This window comes from Nonomuraea endophytica (assembly GCF_014203235.1).
GTDB lineage: Bacteria > Actinomycetota > Actinomycetes > Streptosporangiales > Streptosporangiaceae > Nonomuraea > Nonomuraea endophytica.
In genome coordinates, this window is the sequence record NZ_JACHIN010000009.1 from 391,029 (window position 1) to 406,748 (window position 15,720).

14 protein-coding genes are annotated in these 15,720 nt (G+C 72.0%); 6 read left to right on the forward strand and 8 right to left on the reverse strand.

Translation table 11 applies throughout. The features are described 5' to 3' along the window. Positions 1-35 precede the first annotated feature (35 nt). On the forward strand, positions 36-338 hold the full coding sequence (locus HNR40_RS32315) for a CopG family antitoxin (protein ID WP_184968006.1): 303 nt from the start codon (positions 36-38) through the stop codon (positions 336-338). 11 nt (positions 339-349) lie between these two features. On the opposite strand, the gene HNR40_RS32320 is transcribed toward HNR40_RS32315, so the two are convergent. The 4 genes from HNR40_RS32320 to HNR40_RS32335 are packed head-to-tail and all read right to left on the reverse strand — an operon-like array spanning position 350 to position 5,556. Then, positions 350-1,447, reverse strand: a complete 1,098-nt coding sequence (locus HNR40_RS32320; protein WP_184968008.1) for a type III PLP-dependent enzyme domain-containing protein — start codon at positions 1,445-1,447, stop codon at positions 350-352. Then, positions 1,444-2,991, reverse strand: a complete 1,548-nt coding sequence (locus HNR40_RS32325) for an IucA/IucC family protein (protein WP_184968010.1) — start codon at positions 2,989-2,991, stop codon at positions 1,444-1,446. Before HNR40_RS32325 ends, HNR40_RS32320 begins: the two co-directional genes overlap by 4 nt. Before the next feature lies 1 nt (position 2,992). Further along, the gene (locus HNR40_RS32330; protein WP_184968012.1) at positions 2,993-4,420 is read right to left on the reverse strand and encodes an IucA/IucC family protein; all 1,428 of its coding nucleotides are present in this window, start codon (positions 4,418-4,420) and stop codon (positions 2,993-2,995) included. Next, on the reverse strand, positions 4,417-5,556 hold the full coding sequence (locus HNR40_RS32335; RefSeq protein WP_184968014.1) for an ATP-grasp domain-containing protein: 1,140 nt from the start codon (positions 5,554-5,556) through the stop codon (positions 4,417-4,419). The genes HNR40_RS32330 and HNR40_RS32335 overlap by 4 nt, the downstream gene beginning before the upstream one ends. A gap of 157 nt (positions 5,557-5,713) precedes the next feature. Here HNR40_RS32335 and HNR40_RS32340 point away from each other — a divergent pair, with 157 nt between their 5' ends. From HNR40_RS32340 to HNR40_RS32355, 4 genes are all read left to right on the forward strand, one after another. Next, positions 5,714-6,007 carry a hypothetical protein gene (locus HNR40_RS32340; protein WP_184968016.1) on the forward strand — a complete coding sequence of 98 codons (294 nt, stop codon included), beginning with the start codon at positions 5,714-5,716 and terminating at the stop codon, positions 6,005-6,007. A 39-nt stretch (positions 6,008-6,046) separates the two neighbouring features. After that, positions 6,047-7,375, forward strand: coding sequence for a sensor histidine kinase (locus HNR40_RS32345; protein WP_221341076.1), 1,329 nt, complete (start codon positions 6,047-6,049; stop codon positions 7,373-7,375). Positions 7,376-7,393: 18 nt separating this feature from the next. Further along, positions 7,394-8,056, forward strand: a complete 663-nt coding sequence (locus HNR40_RS32350; RefSeq protein ID WP_184968020.1) for a response regulator transcription factor — start codon at positions 7,394-7,396, stop codon at positions 8,054-8,056. A 75-nt stretch (positions 8,057-8,131) separates the two neighbouring features. Next, complete coding sequence (locus HNR40_RS32355) at positions 8,132-8,872, forward strand: class F sortase (protein ID WP_221341077.1); 741 nt, start codon at positions 8,132-8,134, stop codon at positions 8,870-8,872. 36 nt (positions 8,873-8,908) lie between these two features. Here HNR40_RS32355 and HNR40_RS32360 read toward each other — a convergent pair whose 3' ends face one another. The 3 genes from HNR40_RS32360 to HNR40_RS32370 are packed head-to-tail and all read right to left on the reverse strand — an operon-like array spanning position 8,909 to position 14,320. After that, a complete protein-coding gene (locus HNR40_RS32360) occupies positions 8,909-10,831 on the reverse strand; it encodes a serine/threonine protein kinase (protein WP_184968022.1) in 1,923 nt (640 codons plus the stop codon). Position 10,832: 1 nt separating this feature from the next. Beyond that, positions 10,833-12,443, reverse strand: coding sequence for a serine/threonine-protein kinase (locus HNR40_RS32365; protein ID WP_184968024.1), 1,611 nt, complete (start codon positions 12,441-12,443; stop codon positions 10,833-10,835). A gap of 5 nt (positions 12,444-12,448) precedes the next feature. Further along, positions 12,449-14,320 (reverse strand): WD40 repeat domain-containing serine/threonine protein kinase, encoded by a 1,872-nt coding sequence (locus tag HNR40_RS32370; protein WP_184968026.1) that lies wholly within the window; start codon positions 14,318-14,320, stop codon positions 12,449-12,451. A 138-nt stretch (positions 14,321-14,458) separates the two neighbouring features. Here HNR40_RS32370 and nudC point away from each other — a divergent pair, with 138 nt between their 5' ends. Beyond that, positions 14,459-15,430, forward strand: coding sequence for an NAD(+) diphosphatase (nudC, locus tag HNR40_RS32375; protein WP_184968028.1), 972 nt, complete (start codon positions 14,459-14,461; stop codon positions 15,428-15,430). A gap of 6 nt (positions 15,431-15,436) precedes the next feature. On the opposite strand, the gene HNR40_RS32380 is transcribed toward nudC, so the two are convergent. Beyond that, the gene (locus HNR40_RS32380) at positions 15,437-15,685 is read right to left on the reverse strand and encodes a glutaredoxin domain-containing protein (protein WP_184968030.1); all 249 of its coding nucleotides are present in this window, start codon (positions 15,683-15,685) and stop codon (positions 15,437-15,439) included. Between the last annotated feature and the right edge of the window lie 35 nt (positions 15,686-15,720).

A 15,720-nucleotide genomic window follows, 5' to 3' on the forward strand; every position in this document is an offset into this window, starting at 1 on the left:
AAGCGACTCTTCCAGCAGAAGGCGAGGTGACGACAATGACACGAGACGAGATCGACGATCTGGCTGCCGACTACGACGAACATGACACTACCGAGGACCTGGAGCGGGCTGTGCCGCGTGATCCGGTCTCCCCTGACGAAGTGATGATCGTGACGTCGCTTCGGCTGCCCAAATCCCTCATGGACCAGGTTCGTGAGCGGGCGCAGGAACGTGGGGTCAAGCCCACGGCGCTCATCCGCGAATGGGTGGAGGCTGCTCTGGCGGGGCCTGACGCGGTGGTGCCGATCAGCGTCATCATGGCCGCGGTCAACGAATATCAGCACAAGCGAGCCTCGTAGCGCTGAGCGTTTCACCGGGACAGGTAGTGGAACGTGGGTTTGGGGTGCATCAGGAAGTCGTGGTGGGAGATGTTCCAGGCGTAGGCGCCGGACATGGCGAAGACCACGGTGTCGCCCACGCGGATCGAGGTGGTGACGGCTCGGGCGAAGACGTCCTTGGGGGTGCAGAGCTGGCCCACGACCGTCACCGGCTCGTCGGTCACGCCCGGACCGGCGCCGGTGGGGAGCACGGTGAAGGGCTGGTCGTGGCCCTTGGTGACGGGGGTCCTCAGGTGGTGGGTGCCGCCCAGCACGATCGCGTACGCCTCGCCGCGCACCCGCTTCACGTCCACGACCTTGGTCACGTAGTAGCCGCAGTAGGCGGTCAGCGATCTGCCCGGCTCCACGCGGATCGTCTGGCCGGGGGTGCGCAGGCGGGCCAGGCCGGTGCCGTAGGCGGGCCAGTCGAAGCGGGCGGCGGGGTCCTGATAGTCGACGGCCATGCCGCCGCCCAGGTTCACCTCGCCGGGGTCGGTGGACAGCAGGGTTTCCGCCAGTTTCAGGAGCTGGTCGGCGTTCAGGCCGCTGGCCAGGTGGTAGTGGCGGCCGCGTAGCCGTACCCGGTCGTCGAACAGGGGCAGGCAGGCGCGCACGCCGTCGTCGTCCATGCCGAACGGGCCGCTCATCGTGAGCGCGGCGCCCTCGACGGGCAGGTCGGGGCTCACCCGCAGGAGGACGTCGGCGTCGCGGCCCGTGGCGAGCAGGCGGCGCAGTTCGTTGGGCGACTCGACGTGCAGGCGGTGGGCGGGCAGGAGCAGTTCGGCGTCGGTCTTGCCGGGGCCGCCGAGCGCCAGCGGCTTGTCCGGGGACAGGGCGCTGACGTGGGCGTGCTCGCCGCCCGATGAGACCTCGAAGCCGTTTACGTGGGGTTCGAGCACGCGCAGCAGTTCGGGGTCGGGGTTGGCCTTGACCGCGTAGTAGAGCTCGATGCCGGGCAGTGCCCGGCGGACGGCCGTGGCGTGCGCGTCCAGGGCGGGCAGGTCGTAGACATAGGCGGGCGCGTCGCCGGCCGAGGCTCGGGCGATGCGGTCGGCGGTGTCCTGGTCGGTGGAGATCCGGGCGGTGGTCATGCGAGCGGGTTCGCGATCGGGACGTATCCGGCGGCGCGGTCGGCGGCCCTGGCCCAGCGGACCGACAGGTTGGCCTTGGCGGGAAGGGGCGCTCCGGCCAGCAGGTCCGACAGGGGCACGGGGTTGCCCAGGTCGGCGGCCACGTCGGCGATCACTTCGGCGGCGGCCTTCCACAGGCGGTTCAGCGTCGCGTCGTCGGGCGCCACGCTGGCGGCGATCTCGGTGAGGTGGTTGACCAGCAGGCAGTAGGCGACCCTGGCCCAGCCGCGCTCGGCGTCGTAGGAGAGCGCCTCCGCCACCCGGGCGGGCACCCCGGTCAGGTCGTGGCGGCCGGTGACCAGCTTGGTGCCCTCCAGGTCGCGGAAGACCACCTCGGCGGGCAGCCCGTCGGGGCCGAGGCCGACCAGCACGTTCTGCAGGTGGGGCTCCAGGACCACGCCGTGCCGGAAGTAGAGCTCCAGCACGGGCGGGATCAGCGCCGCGACGTAGGCCCGCCACCACGCGGCCGGATCCGGCGTGCGGACGCCCTCGCTGGCCAGCGCCCCGGCCAGCACCGGTGTGACGCCGGGGGAGGTGACCGACCACGGGCTGGAACGCACGATCACGCCGAGCCCCTCCAGCAGCCGCGTGCCGAGGCCCGCGGAGCGGTAGCCGGGCTCGGGCAGCCACCGCGTCGCAGGGTATTTGCCGGAAATTTCATCGAATATCGTGCCCAAACGGCGGTTCAGCTCCACCGCCCCCGCCAGCTCATACCAGGCGTTCTTCCGCACACAATTCGTGATCCGGACATCCAGCGAGAACTTCAGGCAGACCCCAAGATCGGGAGCGTAGACCGTCCGCACCGACGACGTGGGCACCACCACCGGCCCCGGACCCAGGTCCACCAGCCGGTCGTCGAAGACCGGGCCGAGCAGGTCGAGCTGCCACGGGTGCGCGGGCAGCAACGCGTACCCGGGCGGCGTCTCGCCCAGGCGGTCCAGCACGCCGGTCACCCCCTCCTGCGCCACCACGTCGGAACGCACCCCCAGCAGCCGCACCGGGAAGCGCGCGTGCGCCTCGGGCGCGTAGGCCAGCCAGTCGCGCCCGCCGCGCGCCTTCGGGCTCGGATGGAACGGATGCCCGTAGACCAGCGCCTGCTCCGATGCCAGCCACGGGTCGGCGGGCGCGACCGCCGCGGCCCGTGCCCGCAGGATCGCCTCCAGCGCCTCGCGGCTGGCCGCCACCTGCCCGGCGAACTCGGCGTTCACCTCACCGAGGCTCAGGTCGGACACGGCCCGCCGTACCAGCTCATCGGTGGTCAGAGGCACCCAGACGCCCTTCTCCAGCCGCTCGGGCGGGCCGGTGAAGCGCAGCGCGGCGCCGCCGCGCGTGCGTGCCCGCAGCAACGTCCCGCCCACCCGCAGCAGCAGGTACGGCGGCGCCGGCCACACCAGGCCGCGCGGCCCCGCCACTTCCCGCACACAGCAGCGCAGCAGCGCGGCCAGGGTCGCCTCCTCGGCCAGGGGAGGCGACGCGGCGGGGGAGTCGAGGACCAGGCTTTCCACGTCACGCTCTCCTCAGGTAGTTGGGCCCGCTGGCGCCGTAGTACTTGTTGACGTCGCGGGCGCCGGTGCGCTCCTTGGCCACCAGGGTGCCCGCGGTGATCATCGATTTCCCGGTGAGCCGGGCCGCGTCGAGCGTCCTGGCGCGCAGCAGCCGGGCCATGGGGTCGTCGCCGTGCTCGTCGAGCGCCTCGGCGAGGGTCTCGCGCAGCAGCCGGGCGGCCCGCTCGTGGGGCAGCGCCCCGAACGCGACCGCGGCGGCGGCCAGGTGCAGCGTGATCGTCACGAACACGTCGGCCAGCGCGTGCGGGTCGTCGGTCAGCATGCGCTCGTCGGTGAACGCGGGCGGCTCGACACCGGCCGCGCGCAGCCTCGCCGGCGAGGCCAGCAGCCCGTCGTTGTCCTTGACCAGCAGTTTCATGCCGTCGTCGGCGAACACGAGGGCGAGGTTCTGCTGGTGTGCCTCCAGCGCCACGCCGTAGCGGACGAACAGCCGCACGTTCCAGCGCAGCAGGAGGCGCAGGTACCCGGGGATCACGTCGTCGAGCCGGTCGAGCACGGTCGGGGCGTTGAGCGCGGCGACCGGCACGATCCTGCCCTCCGGCAGCCTGCGGATCATCCACGCCAGGTACTCGTGTCCGGCGTGCGCGTAGGTCTGCTCGTCGGCCACCAGCACATCGGGGTCGGCCAGCTCGCGGACCAGCAGTTCGGCCAGGGCGCCGTCACGCAGCGTCCCCGGTTTGATCGAGCGGCGGTTGCGCACGCCCAGCGTGCTGACCGGGATCGGCAGCTTCAGGTGGGTACGCGCGTCCAGCTCCACGGTCCGCATCGACAACGTGGGCCGGACGATCGTCGGCCGCCCCTCGACCTCGCGCACCCCCTCGACCTTCAGCGCCTCGTCGATCGTCAGCGGGTGCACGGGGAACGGCTCGTCGTGGCCGGGCACCGCGACCCAGCGCAGCGCGAACGCGGGCCCGAACTCCGGCGCGTACGCCAGCAGGTCGGCGGCGCTCATCCCCACCCGGGCCCGCGAGGTCGGATACACCGGATGCTCCACGAACGCCGCCAGCGTCTCGTAGGACGGCTCGCCGGCCAGCACCCGATCGGCGTGCAGCGCGTGCAGCTCACCGGCGGTCAGCGCCGCCGCGCACTCGTCGGCGAAGGCGGCCACGCCCTGCGCGTCGGCCGGATCGGCGACCTCGGCCAGCGTGGCGAGCACCTGCTCCAGCCGCAGGCGTTCCTCGGGGGCCACCACGAAGTCCTGGTAGAGCGAGCCCGGCACCAGCCGGACGATCATGCCGTCGGCCAGCGTCAGCCGTACGCCCTCCCGGGTCCTGCTCACCCGTCGCGACAGGCCGCCGTAGTCCTCGCGCAGCAGGGCGTCGAGCACCCGCGCGGCCAGCCTGGCCTGAGTGGAGTCGACGAGAGTCACGCCGAGATCACCCACGGCCGCTCCGCTCGGTAGGCGTCCACCGCCGCCTCCACCCGGTGCCGGTCGGGGCCGACGGCGCGGATGACGCCCAGGTAGTCGCGGTTGGTGTGGGTTCTGGTGATGTGTTCTCCGGAGGCGCGCAGGGGGCGGTGCCAGAGGCGGACGCCGTCCTGGGAGCGTTCCTCCGCGCCGGGGGCTTCGGTGATCGTTCCTGATCGGTCGGCGACCAGGCTGACGGCGGTGCCGTACCCGGGAGACGGGGGTGTTTCCGGAAGCCGCTCGCCCAGGTGCGCCCGCAGGATCCACTCGAACAGCGGCACGCCCAGGATGTCGGCGAGCAGGAAGTCGCAGTGGTCGCCGATCACCCGGTAGTTGACCTCGACGATGCGCGGTCCGGCCGGCGTGAGCACGTACTCGGTGTGGCAGGCCCCGAAACCGGCACCCAGCGCCCCGAGCGCGGCCAGAACGTGCTCGTGCGGCCCGTCCGGCGCCCAGTCCAGCCGCTCCTCCACGAAGTGCGGCAGCGGCCCCAGCTTCGTCGCGTAGCCGCCCAGCACCCGGGTGCCCGCCGCGTCGCCGAGCGTCTCCAGCGTGCGCAGCGGCCCTTCCAGGTACTCCTCCACGACCACGTACGCGCCCGGCCGCGCGCGCCGCACCGCCGCGACCGCCGTCTCCAGGTCCTTCTCCACCAGCATCACGTCCTCGCTGGCCACGCCCTCGCGGGGTTTCACCACCAAGGGGTACGGCAGGCCGCCGGGAACGGCGTCGTCCGGACCCAACTGGATCGAGAAGACCTCCTCCACTCCGGCCTCGGCCAGCTTCCGGCGCATCAGGTACTTGTTCTTGGCCGACAGGCACGCCCGCCAGTCCTTGCCGGGCAGCCCGAAGTAGGCGGCGGCCAGCGCGGTCTCGGTCTGCAGGTGGTCGGAGTTGCTGAACAGGGCGTCCGGCCGCCCGAGGCGCGAGACGGCGTCGATGAGGGCGCGCGGGTCGCGCACGTCGCAGGCGACCGCGTGCGGGTGCCGCTCGGGCCGGTCGGTCAGGATGGTGACCTCGCAGCCGAGCGCGCGAGCCGCCGGCAGGAATCCGTCGGTCACCGAGTCCGTCGGCTTGAGCGCCGTCATGAAGAGCCGCAAAGCAGGGCACCCCCGGATCAGGTAAGGCTAACCTAACTCGGCGATGATAGTCCCGAGACGATCACCTCGTTGCCCCGACAGGCTAATCGGCGGCCAAATGAGAGTCTTCTCATTCTCATCTCACCGACATCTCCTCCGCAGAGCCTACGGTCCTGTCATGACCCGTAGGACCACGCTCGTGGGCGCCACGGTCGGCGCGGTGCTCGCCGCGCTGGCCATGACCGTGGTGGTCAAAGCGGGGGCGGTCGAACCGGACCTCGGCGGCGAGATCATCGTCACCCCGACGGCCACCCCGCCGCCCAGCCCGACACCGACACCGACGACGAGCCCGACGCGCGAACGCGCGACGCCCACGCCGACCAGGAAGAAGACGAAGGCCGACCCGGTGCCACCCCCGTCGCCGACCAGGGTCCGCAGCGGGGATGATGATGAGGACGATGACGACGACTGAGCAGGCAAGGTGAGCGCGAGAGCCCGGATCGTAGGCTGGATGCTCTCGGTCGTGACCCTGGCGCTCGGCCTGTCGATCTTCGCCGCCTGGAACGTCCTGCTGACCCGGGTGGACGAGCGGATCGCGGCCGAGTTCAAGCACGAGTACGAGGAGTTGCGCGGCTACGCGGCCAAGCCCCCGACCAGCGACCTGGAGGACCTGCTCGTCGGCTACCTCCAGGTCAACGTCGCCGACCGGTGGGAGATGTTCTTCACCGTCGTGGACGGCCAGCCGCTCCACAAGGGCCGGGCCGAGTCGCCCGCGCCCCTCGACGAGGACGCCGCCCTGGTCGCCCGGGTGGCCGAGGCCCAGCGCCCGGAAACCGGAGAATGGCCGTCCAAGGCCGGCGAGGTCCGCTACGTCTCGATCCCCATCCAGATCAAGGGCGACCCGCGCCAGGGCCACTTCGTCATCGCGATCTTCTACGAGCATCACCGGCAGGAGGTCGTGGACGCCGTCCGCGTGCTCGCCTTCACCTCACTGGCCGCGCTGGCGATGGCGGGCGCGGCCGGCTGGTTCGTCGCGGGCCGCGTGCTCGCCCCGGTCCGGATGGTACGGCAGGCCGCCGAGCACATCAGCGACTCCAGCGACCTGACCCGGCGGCTCGACGTGGTCGGCAACGACGATGTGGCAGCGCTGGCCCGCACCTTCAACCACATGCTTGACCGGCTGCAACGCGCCTTCGAGGTGCAGCGCGAGTTCGTGGACGACGCGGGGCACGAGCTGCGTACCCCGATCACCGTCATCCGCGGCCACCTGGAGCTGATGGGCGACGACCCGGCGGAGCGGGAGGAGACGCTCGCGCTGGTCACCGACGAGCTCAACCGGATGAACCGGATCGTCGACGACCTGCTCACGCTGGCCAAGTCGGAGCAGCCGGGCTTCCTGTCGCTGGAGGAGGTGGAGCTCGCCGACCTGACCGTCAGCGTGATCGCCAAGGCCAGGGCGCTGGGCGAGCGCGACTGGCGGGTGGACGAGGTGGCCGAGGCGCGCATCGTGGCCGACCGCCAGCGGCTCACCCAGGCGCTCATGCAACTGGCCGCCAACGCCGTCCGGCACACCCAGGAGGGCGCGCTGGTGGCCGCCGGCTCGGCCGTGGACGGCGACCGCGTCCGGCTGTGGGTGCGCGACGGCGGCCCCGGCGTGCGGCCGGAGGACCGCGAGCGCATCTTCCAGCGGTTCGTCCGCGCGGGCAGCCGTTCCCACCAGGGCGCCGGTCTCGGGCTGTCCATCGTGCGCTCGATCGCCGAGGCCCACGGCGGCCGCGTCTGGGTCGAGGACGGCGCCCGCTTCGTCATCGAACTGCAGGTTGACGGAAAACAGGGTTGACCGAAAGGAGGTACGGGATTGAACCGGATTCTCATCGCCGAGGACGAGGCCAGGATCGCCGCGTTCGTGGAGAAAGGGCTGCGGGGCAACGGCTTCGTGACCACCGTGGTGGAGGACGGCGAGGCCGCCTTCGAGTACGCCCGCAGCGGTGAGTTCGACCTTCTGGTGCTCGACATCGGGCTGCCGCTGAGCGACGGGTTCACGGTGCTGCGCAGGTTGCGGCAGGCCAGGGTGACGCTGCCGGTGATCATCCTGACCGCCCGTGACAGCGTGGCCGACACCGTCGCCGGACTCGAAGGCGGGGCCGACGACTACATCCCCAAGCCGTTCGCCTTCGAGGAACTGCTGGCCAGGGTGCGGCTGCGCCTGCGTGCCGAGCGCACGCCCGAGGTGACCGTGCTGCGGGTGGGCGATCTGTCGCTGGATCTGCGCAGCCGCCGGGTGCACGTGGGCGGGCACGTGGTGGAGCTGTCGGCGCGGGAGTTCGCGCTGGCCGAGGTGTTCTGCCGCCATCCCGACCAGGTGCTGACCCGCGAGCAGCTGCTCAGCCACGTGTGGGGGTTCGACTTCGACCCCGGCTCGAACGTCGTGGACGTCTACGTGCGCTACCTGCGCAAGAAAATCGGGGCAGAGCGCATCGAGACCCTACGAGGTACCGGATATCGGATGAAAGCCCTCTAACGACGGCCTCATGAGGGTCCCACCGCCGCTCGGGAGTCTGAGATCGGCAACGGAACGGACTCCCAGGAGGACGGCATGGAACTCAAGCGGATCCTGATCGCCATCGCGCTCATGTGCGGTACCGGCGCGGCGGGCGCCGGGCTCGTCGCGGTCCCGGCCTCGGCCGCCCCGGCCGCACTGGCCCAGGCAGACGACGACGGCGCTCCCCGAGGCGGCGTCGACACTGGCGCCGGTGGCACCCAGGACGACGACGATGACGACGACCGTCCCACGGGCGGCGTGGACACCGGCGCCGGCGGCACCAGCGACGACGATGACGACGACGACCGTCCGAGGGGCGGGGTCGAGACCGGAGCGGGTGGCACCTGGACCGGTACGCAGGCCGCCAACCCGGTACGGCTGCGCGTCCCCGCCATCGGCCTGAAGACGAAGATCATCCCGCTGGCCCTCGACAAGAAGGGCCGCCTGGCCGCCCCCAAGCGCTACGACGTGGCCGGATGGAACCAGGCCGGCCCCGAGCCCGGCGAGCGCGGCCCCTCGGTCATCGCGGGCCACGTGGACTCCAAGACGGGCCCCGCGGTCTTCTACAAGGTCCGCGGCCTCGACCCCGGCGACAAGATCTACGTGGACCGCGCCGACGGCAGCACCAAGACCTTCACCGTCCACCGCCTGGCCCGCTACCCGAAGACCGCCGTCCCCAGCCGCACGGTCTACGGCCAGACCGGCGGCGCCGAGCTGCGCCTGATCACCTGTGGCGGCGTGTTCGACAGGAAGAAGGGCAGCTACCGCGACAACATCGTGGTCTTCGCCCGCTGACAGTGCGGGGAAGGGCTGGGCCCGGCGAGTCCGGGCTCAGCCGCCCGACCAGAACAACCGCCACACGGTGCTGGAGTCCCCGGCCATCTCGGCGAACCGCCGGACCCTCTTCCCGGTCAGGTCCACCACGTCCACCCGCCAGGGACTGACCCCGTAGTCATAGACCAGCAGGTGGTCCCGATTGAACCACCCCCACAACTTCTGCTTGGCACCCAGCGGGAAGCGCGACACGCGCGTCCCGCTTCCGTGTTCCACCACGCAGACGGCGGGCCGCGCACCGGCGCACCCGGCGGCCAGCAGTGGCCCGCTGACCTCGGCCGAGAGGTTGTCCGTCGAACGCACACCCCGCACGGTCCGCGACAGCCGCCCGTCGAGCGCGTAGAAGGCGACCGGCCCGCCCCCGGTGACCAGGACGGTCCCATCAGGGCCCCAGGCGAAGTCCGTCCCCTTGGTCAGCCCGCCGACCTCCCGCCGGGTGAACGTGCGGGCGGCCACGTCCACCACGCCGAAGCCGATGGCCTTGCCGTCGGCGTCGGTGACGGTCAGCAGGACCCGCGAGCTGTCCCGCGCCCACGTCGGCCGCCTGACCAGCAGCGGCAGTTCCACGGTCGGCACCTCGAAGGCCGGTGTCAGCGCCCGGTCGGTGAACTGCACGGTGTTGTTGCCGTCTGAGGCGTACTTGGGCGTGGTGTAGACCGACGCGACGAGCCTGCCGTCGGGGGAGACGACCGCGTCGCGGTACTCGGGTAGACGCAGGAAGTCCCGCGTCCCCGGCTTCCTGACGAACCCCGGCTGCCGCAGCGACTCCTCCTTGACCGTGAACGAGGTCAGCCGGAGCGGGTCGCGCGGGCTCTCGTAGAACGTGGCCGCGAGCTGCGGCACCGCGACCGGGGCCGCGTCGGCCGGCGGCGATCCGCTGACCACGGGCGACGGCACGACGGCGGCCGGGCCGGGCCGCGCCCCCGCCGAGGGGGACGGCGGCCCAGCCGCGGGCCGCGTGATCAGGACCGTGGCGGTCACGGCCGCCGCCACGGCCAGCGCCGTACCGCCGACCAAAGCCGTGCGCAGGCGCCGCGGACGCCGGGAGACCGCGAGCCCCTCCCGCAGCAGCCCCTCCGGCACCGAGTCGGGCTGCCGCCGCTCCACCGGCCGCGTGGTGGCCCGGTTCCCGCCGCTGCCGGGGGCAGGGTGGCCGAGCAGGCGCAGCAGCACCTGGCTGGCCCGCGGCCGCTCGGCGGGCTCCTTGGCCAGGCAGGCCGCCACGATCTCGCGCAGGTCCCCGTCGAGACCGCCCAGGTCGGGTTCCTCAGTCGTCAGCCGATGCATGATCGCCGGCACCGAGTCCTGCCCGAACGGCGCCCGCCCGGTCGCCGCGAAGACGATCGTGGCCGCCCACGCGAACAGGTCCGCCGGCGGCCCCGCCAGCGCCTGCCCGAACTGCTCAGGAGCCATGTACGCCGGCGTCCCCACCACCCCGCCGATCGTCGTCTCACCGGAGGCCGCCCGCGCGATCCCGAAGTCGATGACCCGAGGACCCTCCCGGCTCAACAGCACATTGGCCGGCTTGAAGTCACGATGCACGACCCCGGCCCGGTGGATGGCCGCCAGCGCCGTGACCGTCCCGACCGCGAGCCTGCGCAGCTCCCGCCCGCCGATCGGGCCGCGCTCGCGCACGCTCGCCTGCAGCGTCGGCCCCTCGATGAACTCGCTCACGATGTACGGCACGCCGTTCTCACTGCCCGTGCCCAGCACCAGCGCGGTGCAGAACGAGGCCACCTCCGGCAGCACCTCGGCCTCGCGCAGGAACCGGGCGACGGCCTGCGGATCGGAGACCCGGTGCAGCATCTTGATGGCGACCTTCTCGCCCCCGGGCCCCTGGCCGAGATGGACCACGCCCTGGCCGCCCGAGCCCAGCGTGCCCAGGATCCGGTACTCGCCGACGCGTTCCAGGACGCTCATGTCAGTACCTGTCGAAGCGCAGGTCCGACAGCTTGTCCTTGACGGCCCTCAGCTCTGCCAGCTTCCGCGTCACCTTGCCCTTGAGGTCGATCGCCTCCACGATCATCTTCTTGCCGGCGACCCGGCCCACGATCAGGTTGTCCTCGTCGTACCAGCCGTACATGAAGCCGGGGCTGGGCGGCACGCTGGCGAGCCTCTTGCCCGTGTCCACGTCCCAGATGCAGCTGGTCAGCTGTTTGGCGCAGCTCGTGGTGACCAGCCGCCTGCCTGAGGGGGAGAACGGCGTCTGCCCGATCGGCCGGCCCACCCAGTGCATGGAGCGCACGATCTTGCCGGTCAGGTCCCGGTAGCGGATGCCCTCGCCGCTCTCCGGCGTCATGTACCCGGAGGCGATGAGCTGGTCGCCGGGCGCCCAGCGGTAGTAGTAGCTGGTGCGCTGATCCGGCTCCTGCTTCCTGAACATCGCGACGTCCTCGGCGTTGGCCGTCTCGACGACGGTGGCGCGGCGCCGTTCGACGTCGATGAGGATGAAGCCCCGCACGTAGGCGGCCTGGACCTGCTCATCGCGCTCCAGCATCGACAGCAGCAGCGTACGGCTGTCGCGCGACCACTGCGGCGAGACGCCCCAACGCGGGTTCGTGACGGTCGGGACGGTGAACTTCTCGCCGGTGACCCGGTCGGTGAAGCTCACGTCCAGGCGCTCGGCGGTCAGGATGTGCAGTTCGTTGACGGTGGCCATCCACCGGTTGTCCGGCGAGACGGGGGAGGAGATGTTGTCGCCGCCGGTCCTGGCGAACCCGGTGCCGTCGAGGGTGCGCGCGTAGGCGACGGAGTCGCTGCCGTCCTTCCCGATGTAGTACGCGGTGAGGCGGACCTTGTCGGCCGCGTTCTCCCAGAGCGTGCCGGCGCCGTCGGGCAGGGTGATCGTCCTGGTCACCGGGACCGGCTTCGGCGCGGTGGGCTTCGTCGGGGTGGCCGAGGCGGGCCGGGACGGGGTGCCGGCCGCGACCGGCTGCGCGCTGACCGTCCTGGGGGTGAGCAGGTAGCCGAGGGCGCCGAAGACGAGCACGATGACGACGGCCGCCGCGGTGAACAGCAGCGCGCGGGGCCGCCGCCGGGGCGGCTCCGGTGTGTCGGGCAGCGCGGTCTCCAGCGCGCCGGACTGGCCGAGCAGGCGCAGCAGCGCCTCCTCCGCGGCCGGGCGGTGCTCCGGGTCCTCGGCCAGGCAGTCGGCCACCAGCTCACGTAGTTCGCCGTGGAGTGCGCCCAGGTCGGCGGCGCCGTACCGGCGGCGTTTGTCGACCTCGCCGAAGGGATCGCGGCCGGTCGCGGCGTAGGCGGCCAGCGCGGCCCAGGCGAACATGTCCGCCGACTGCCCGCCCTCCCCGTCGGGCGTGCCGCGCAGCACGTGCGTGCCGTCCTCGCCGAGCACGACCGTGTGCGGGCCCAGGTCGCCGTGGTGCCCGCCGGTACGGTGCACGGAGGCCAGCGCGGTCAGCACCGCCAGCGCGAGCCGGTGGGTCGCGTTGGGCGACAGCGCGCCGCCCTCGGAGACCGCCTGGGCCAGCGTCCGTCCGTCCGCGCGCTCGGTGACCAGGATGCCGGAGTCCATGCCGGTCACCTTCCCGTGTAGACGTAGATCAGGTCGTCCCGGTCGTCCTTGCCGGCCAGCTCGGCCATCACCCTCTGCGTACGGCCGCGCAGGTCGATGGCGACGATGCGGTGCACCGCCTTGTCCTTGTCCCTGGGCTCGGTGATGATCAGGTGGCTGTCGTCGTACCAGCTCAGCAGCGTGCCGCCCTTGGCCCCATAGATGGCCACGCTCTCCTGGCGGCCCCAGTTCTCGGTGTTCCAGAGGCAGAAGCTGCCGCCGCTCGGGCACAGCGTCAGGAACGATGCCCCGGAGGGCGAGAAGCTGCGCCGTCCCCAGAGCCGGCCGACCCAGTGCTTGGTCCACAGCTCGCGTCCGGCCAGGTCGCGGGCCTTGAGACCCCAGCCGCTCTCACTGCGGTAGTCGATGACCACGCCGGAGGAGTCGGGCAGCCAGGCGTAGATCCGCTCGGCCTTGTCGTCGGTGGGCACGGGCGTGACGCTTCTGGAGACCGGGTCGACCAGCACGAAGCCCAGAGCCAGCTCCGGATCGCCGCCGTCGACGATGCTCAGCAGCAGCCGCTTGGAGTCCGGCGACCAGGTCGGCAGGGCGAGCTTGCCGTTGACCTCCGGCGTGACGGCGTACTGCTCCTTCGTCTTCCTGTTGACGACCGTCAGCGTGGGCTCGGCGTAGATCGCCAGCCACTGGCCGTCGGGGGAGAAGCCGAGGTCGGCGCCGGGCGTCTTCAGCTTGGTGAAGGTGTCGCCCTCGCGCACGTACGCGTCCTTGCCCACCCGGTAGGCGCTCAGGACGACCGGGTCGTCCGGGCTCTCGTGCAGCGTCAGGCCGATGCCCGCCGCCTTGACGGTCTTGGTGGGCTTGGGCGGCGGGCTGGGGTCGGGCGCCGCCGTACGGACGTCGAGGGAAGGCGAGGCTGGACCGGGCGCCGGAGCCGCGGACACGACCTCGGCCGGAGCAGGGGCCGGTCGCGTCACCCGCGCGACGGCGTGCCCGCCCGCGGCCGACAGGACCGCCAGCGCGAGCGCCGCGGCCACCAGCACCGGCGCCCTGGACCGGCGCGGCGGCCCCTCATCGAGCACCGGCGGCAGGTCGGTCAGCATGGAGTGGCCCACGAGCCGCATCAGCGCCTCGCTGGCCGAGGGCCGCGCCGCCGGATCCTTGGCCAGGCACGCCGCCACGATCGCCCGCGGCGGATCGGCCACGCCGCCGAGGTCGGGCTCCTCGCGCAGGATGCGGTTCATCGCGGCCGACATCGAGTTGGAGTGGAAGGGCGACTGCCCGGTGGCGGCGAAGACCACGGTCGAGCCCCACGCGAACAGATCCGCTGAGGCCGGGAACAACTCGCCCGCGAACTGCTCCGGCGCCAGAAAAGCGGGCGAGGAGACCTGCTGGGTGGCGATCGCCGACCCCGACTCCACCGCGGCGCCGACCCCCGCGTTGATCACCCGCGGACCGTCCGGCCCGAGCAACACGTTGTCGGGCCGCAGCGCCCCGTGCGCCAGCCCCGCCTGGTGAATGGCGGCCAGCGCGGTCATCGTCGCGATCGCCAGCCGGTGCAGCGCCGCGCCCCCCAGGGGACCGTGCTCGATGACGGCCTGCTTGAGGCTGACCCCGTCCACGAACTCCGAGACGATGTACGGCCGCGCCCCCTCGATCCCGGCGTCGAGGATCATCGCGCTGTGGAAGGCGTCCACCCGCTTGAGTCCCTCGGCCCGTTCCAGGAAGCGCTCCGGATCCTCCAGATCGGTGTGGAGCAGCTTGACCGCCACCCGCTCGCCGTCCGGACCGCGTCCCGCGTACACCACGCCGGCCGGTCCTTCAGCGAGAACGTGCTCCAGCGTGTAGTCCCCGAGTTGCCGCGGGTCTCCTAAAGGCATCGATCGAGAGCCTCCGATCTTCACGATGCTGCGAGCCAATTATGTGGTTACGGGGGATTCGGCCGGAAGTGCGGCGGCGAGGCTTACCCGAACCTGGCGTCGTAGGATGTCTGCGACTTTGGGGAGGGTGTGTCCGGCGTGGATACAAGGGCTGAAGAACAACTGATCGGGCCACTACTGCTGGCGCGCGGCACCATCGACAGATCCTCGACGCTGCGCGGCGACCGCGCGTGGCTGGAACGTGCCTGGGCCGACCCCGGCACCAGGGTTCTGGTCATCAACGACGGCCACACGCTCGTCCGCCGCACCGGCGAGGACGTCGAGGCCGTGCTCTACACCACCGAGGAAGCCCCCGAGGGCGAGCGCTATCTGCTGGGCGTCGAGGACGACATCGCCTACTTCGCCGTCGCCGCGCCCCTGCCGGGCGTCGACGCCGAGCTGAACGGCCGGGCGACCGTGCCCATGAGCCTGCGCGACACCCCGGAGGGCCAGCCGGTCGTGGCCGGGCTGCGGCAGGTCGGCGGGCTGCTCGGCGACCGGGACGCGGGGCTGCTGGTCTACGCCGTCGCCCTGGAGGCCTGGCACACGACGCACGAGCACTGCCCGCGGTGCGGCAGCCGTACCCGTGTCGAGGGGGGCGGCCACATCCGCGTCTGCCCCGAGGACGGCTCCCAGCACTTCCCGCGCGTCGACCCCGCGGTGATCATGCTGATCCGCGACGAGGAGGACCGCTGCCTGCTGGCCCGCGGGCCGCAGTGGCCGGAGGGGCGGCTGTCGATCCTGGCCGGGTTCGTGGAGCCGGGGGAGTCGCTGGAGCACGCGGTCGTGCGCGAGGTGGCCGAGGAGGTCGGCATCGCCGTCACGAACCCGCGCTACCTGGGCAGCCAGCCGTGGCCGTTCCCGCGCAGCCTGATGCTCGGCTTCTTCGCCGACGCGATCACCACCACGCTCACCCCGGACGCCGACGAGATCGCCGAGGCCAGGTGGTACTCACGCGTGCAGCTCGCCGAGGCGCTGGCCTCAGGCGAGCTGCGGCTGCCGCCGCCGGTCTCGATCGCCAGGCGGCTGATCGAGACGTGGTACGGCGACGAACTGGTCGGTGACTGGTAGGGACCTTCAGGCGGCCTGGAGGAGTGCCTTCACCTCGCGCGCCGACGGGTTCGTGCGCACGACCCGGCCCTTGGGGGTCTCGATGACGACCGTCGGGACGACCTGGTTGCCGTTGTTCACGCTCTCCACGAACGCGGCGGCGGTGGGGTTCGCCTCGATGTCGACCTCGCTGAAGCTGATGCCTTCGCGGGAGAGCTGGGACTTCAGCCTTTTGCAGGGGCCGCACCAGGTGGTGGTGTAGACCGTCAGCGCCATGAGGGTTCCTTTCGGTAAACAGGCGCTCGGTGCAA

What these genes read in the sequence shown, in the direction of transcription:
- HNR40_RS32315 (WP_184968006.1), top strand. Translation starts at nt 36, where the DNA reads ATGACACGAGACGAGATCGACGATCTGGCTGCCGACTACGACGAACAT.
- HNR40_RS32320 (WP_184968008.1), bottom strand. Translation starts at nt 1,447, where the DNA reads ATGACCACCGCCCGGATCTCCACCGACCAGGACACCGCCGACCGCATC.
- HNR40_RS32340 (WP_184968016.1), top strand. Translation starts at nt 5,714, where the DNA reads ATGACCCGTAGGACCACGCTCGTGGGCGCCACGGTCGGCGCGGTGCTC.
- HNR40_RS32345 (WP_221341076.1), top strand. Translation starts at nt 6,047, where the DNA reads ATGCTCTCGGTCGTGACCCTGGCGCTCGGCCTGTCGATCTTCGCCGCC.
- HNR40_RS32355 (WP_221341077.1), top strand. Translation starts at nt 8,132, where the DNA reads ATGGAACTCAAGCGGATCCTGATCGCCATCGCGCTCATGTGCGGTACC.
- HNR40_RS32360 (WP_184968022.1), bottom strand. Translation starts at nt 10,831, where the DNA reads ATGAGCGTCCTGGAACGCGTCGGCGAGTACCGGATCCTGGGCACGCTG.
- HNR40_RS32365 (WP_184968024.1), bottom strand. Translation starts at nt 12,443, where the DNA reads ATGGACTCCGGCATCCTGGTCACCGAGCGCGCGGACGGACGGACGCTG.
- HNR40_RS32370 (WP_184968026.1), bottom strand. Translation starts at nt 14,320, where the DNA reads ATGCCTTTAGGAGACCCGCGGCAACTCGGGGACTACACGCTGGAGCAC.
- HNR40_RS32380 (WP_184968030.1), bottom strand. Translation starts at nt 15,685, where the DNA reads ATGGCGCTGACGGTCTACACCACCACCTGGTGCGGCCCCTGCAAAAGG.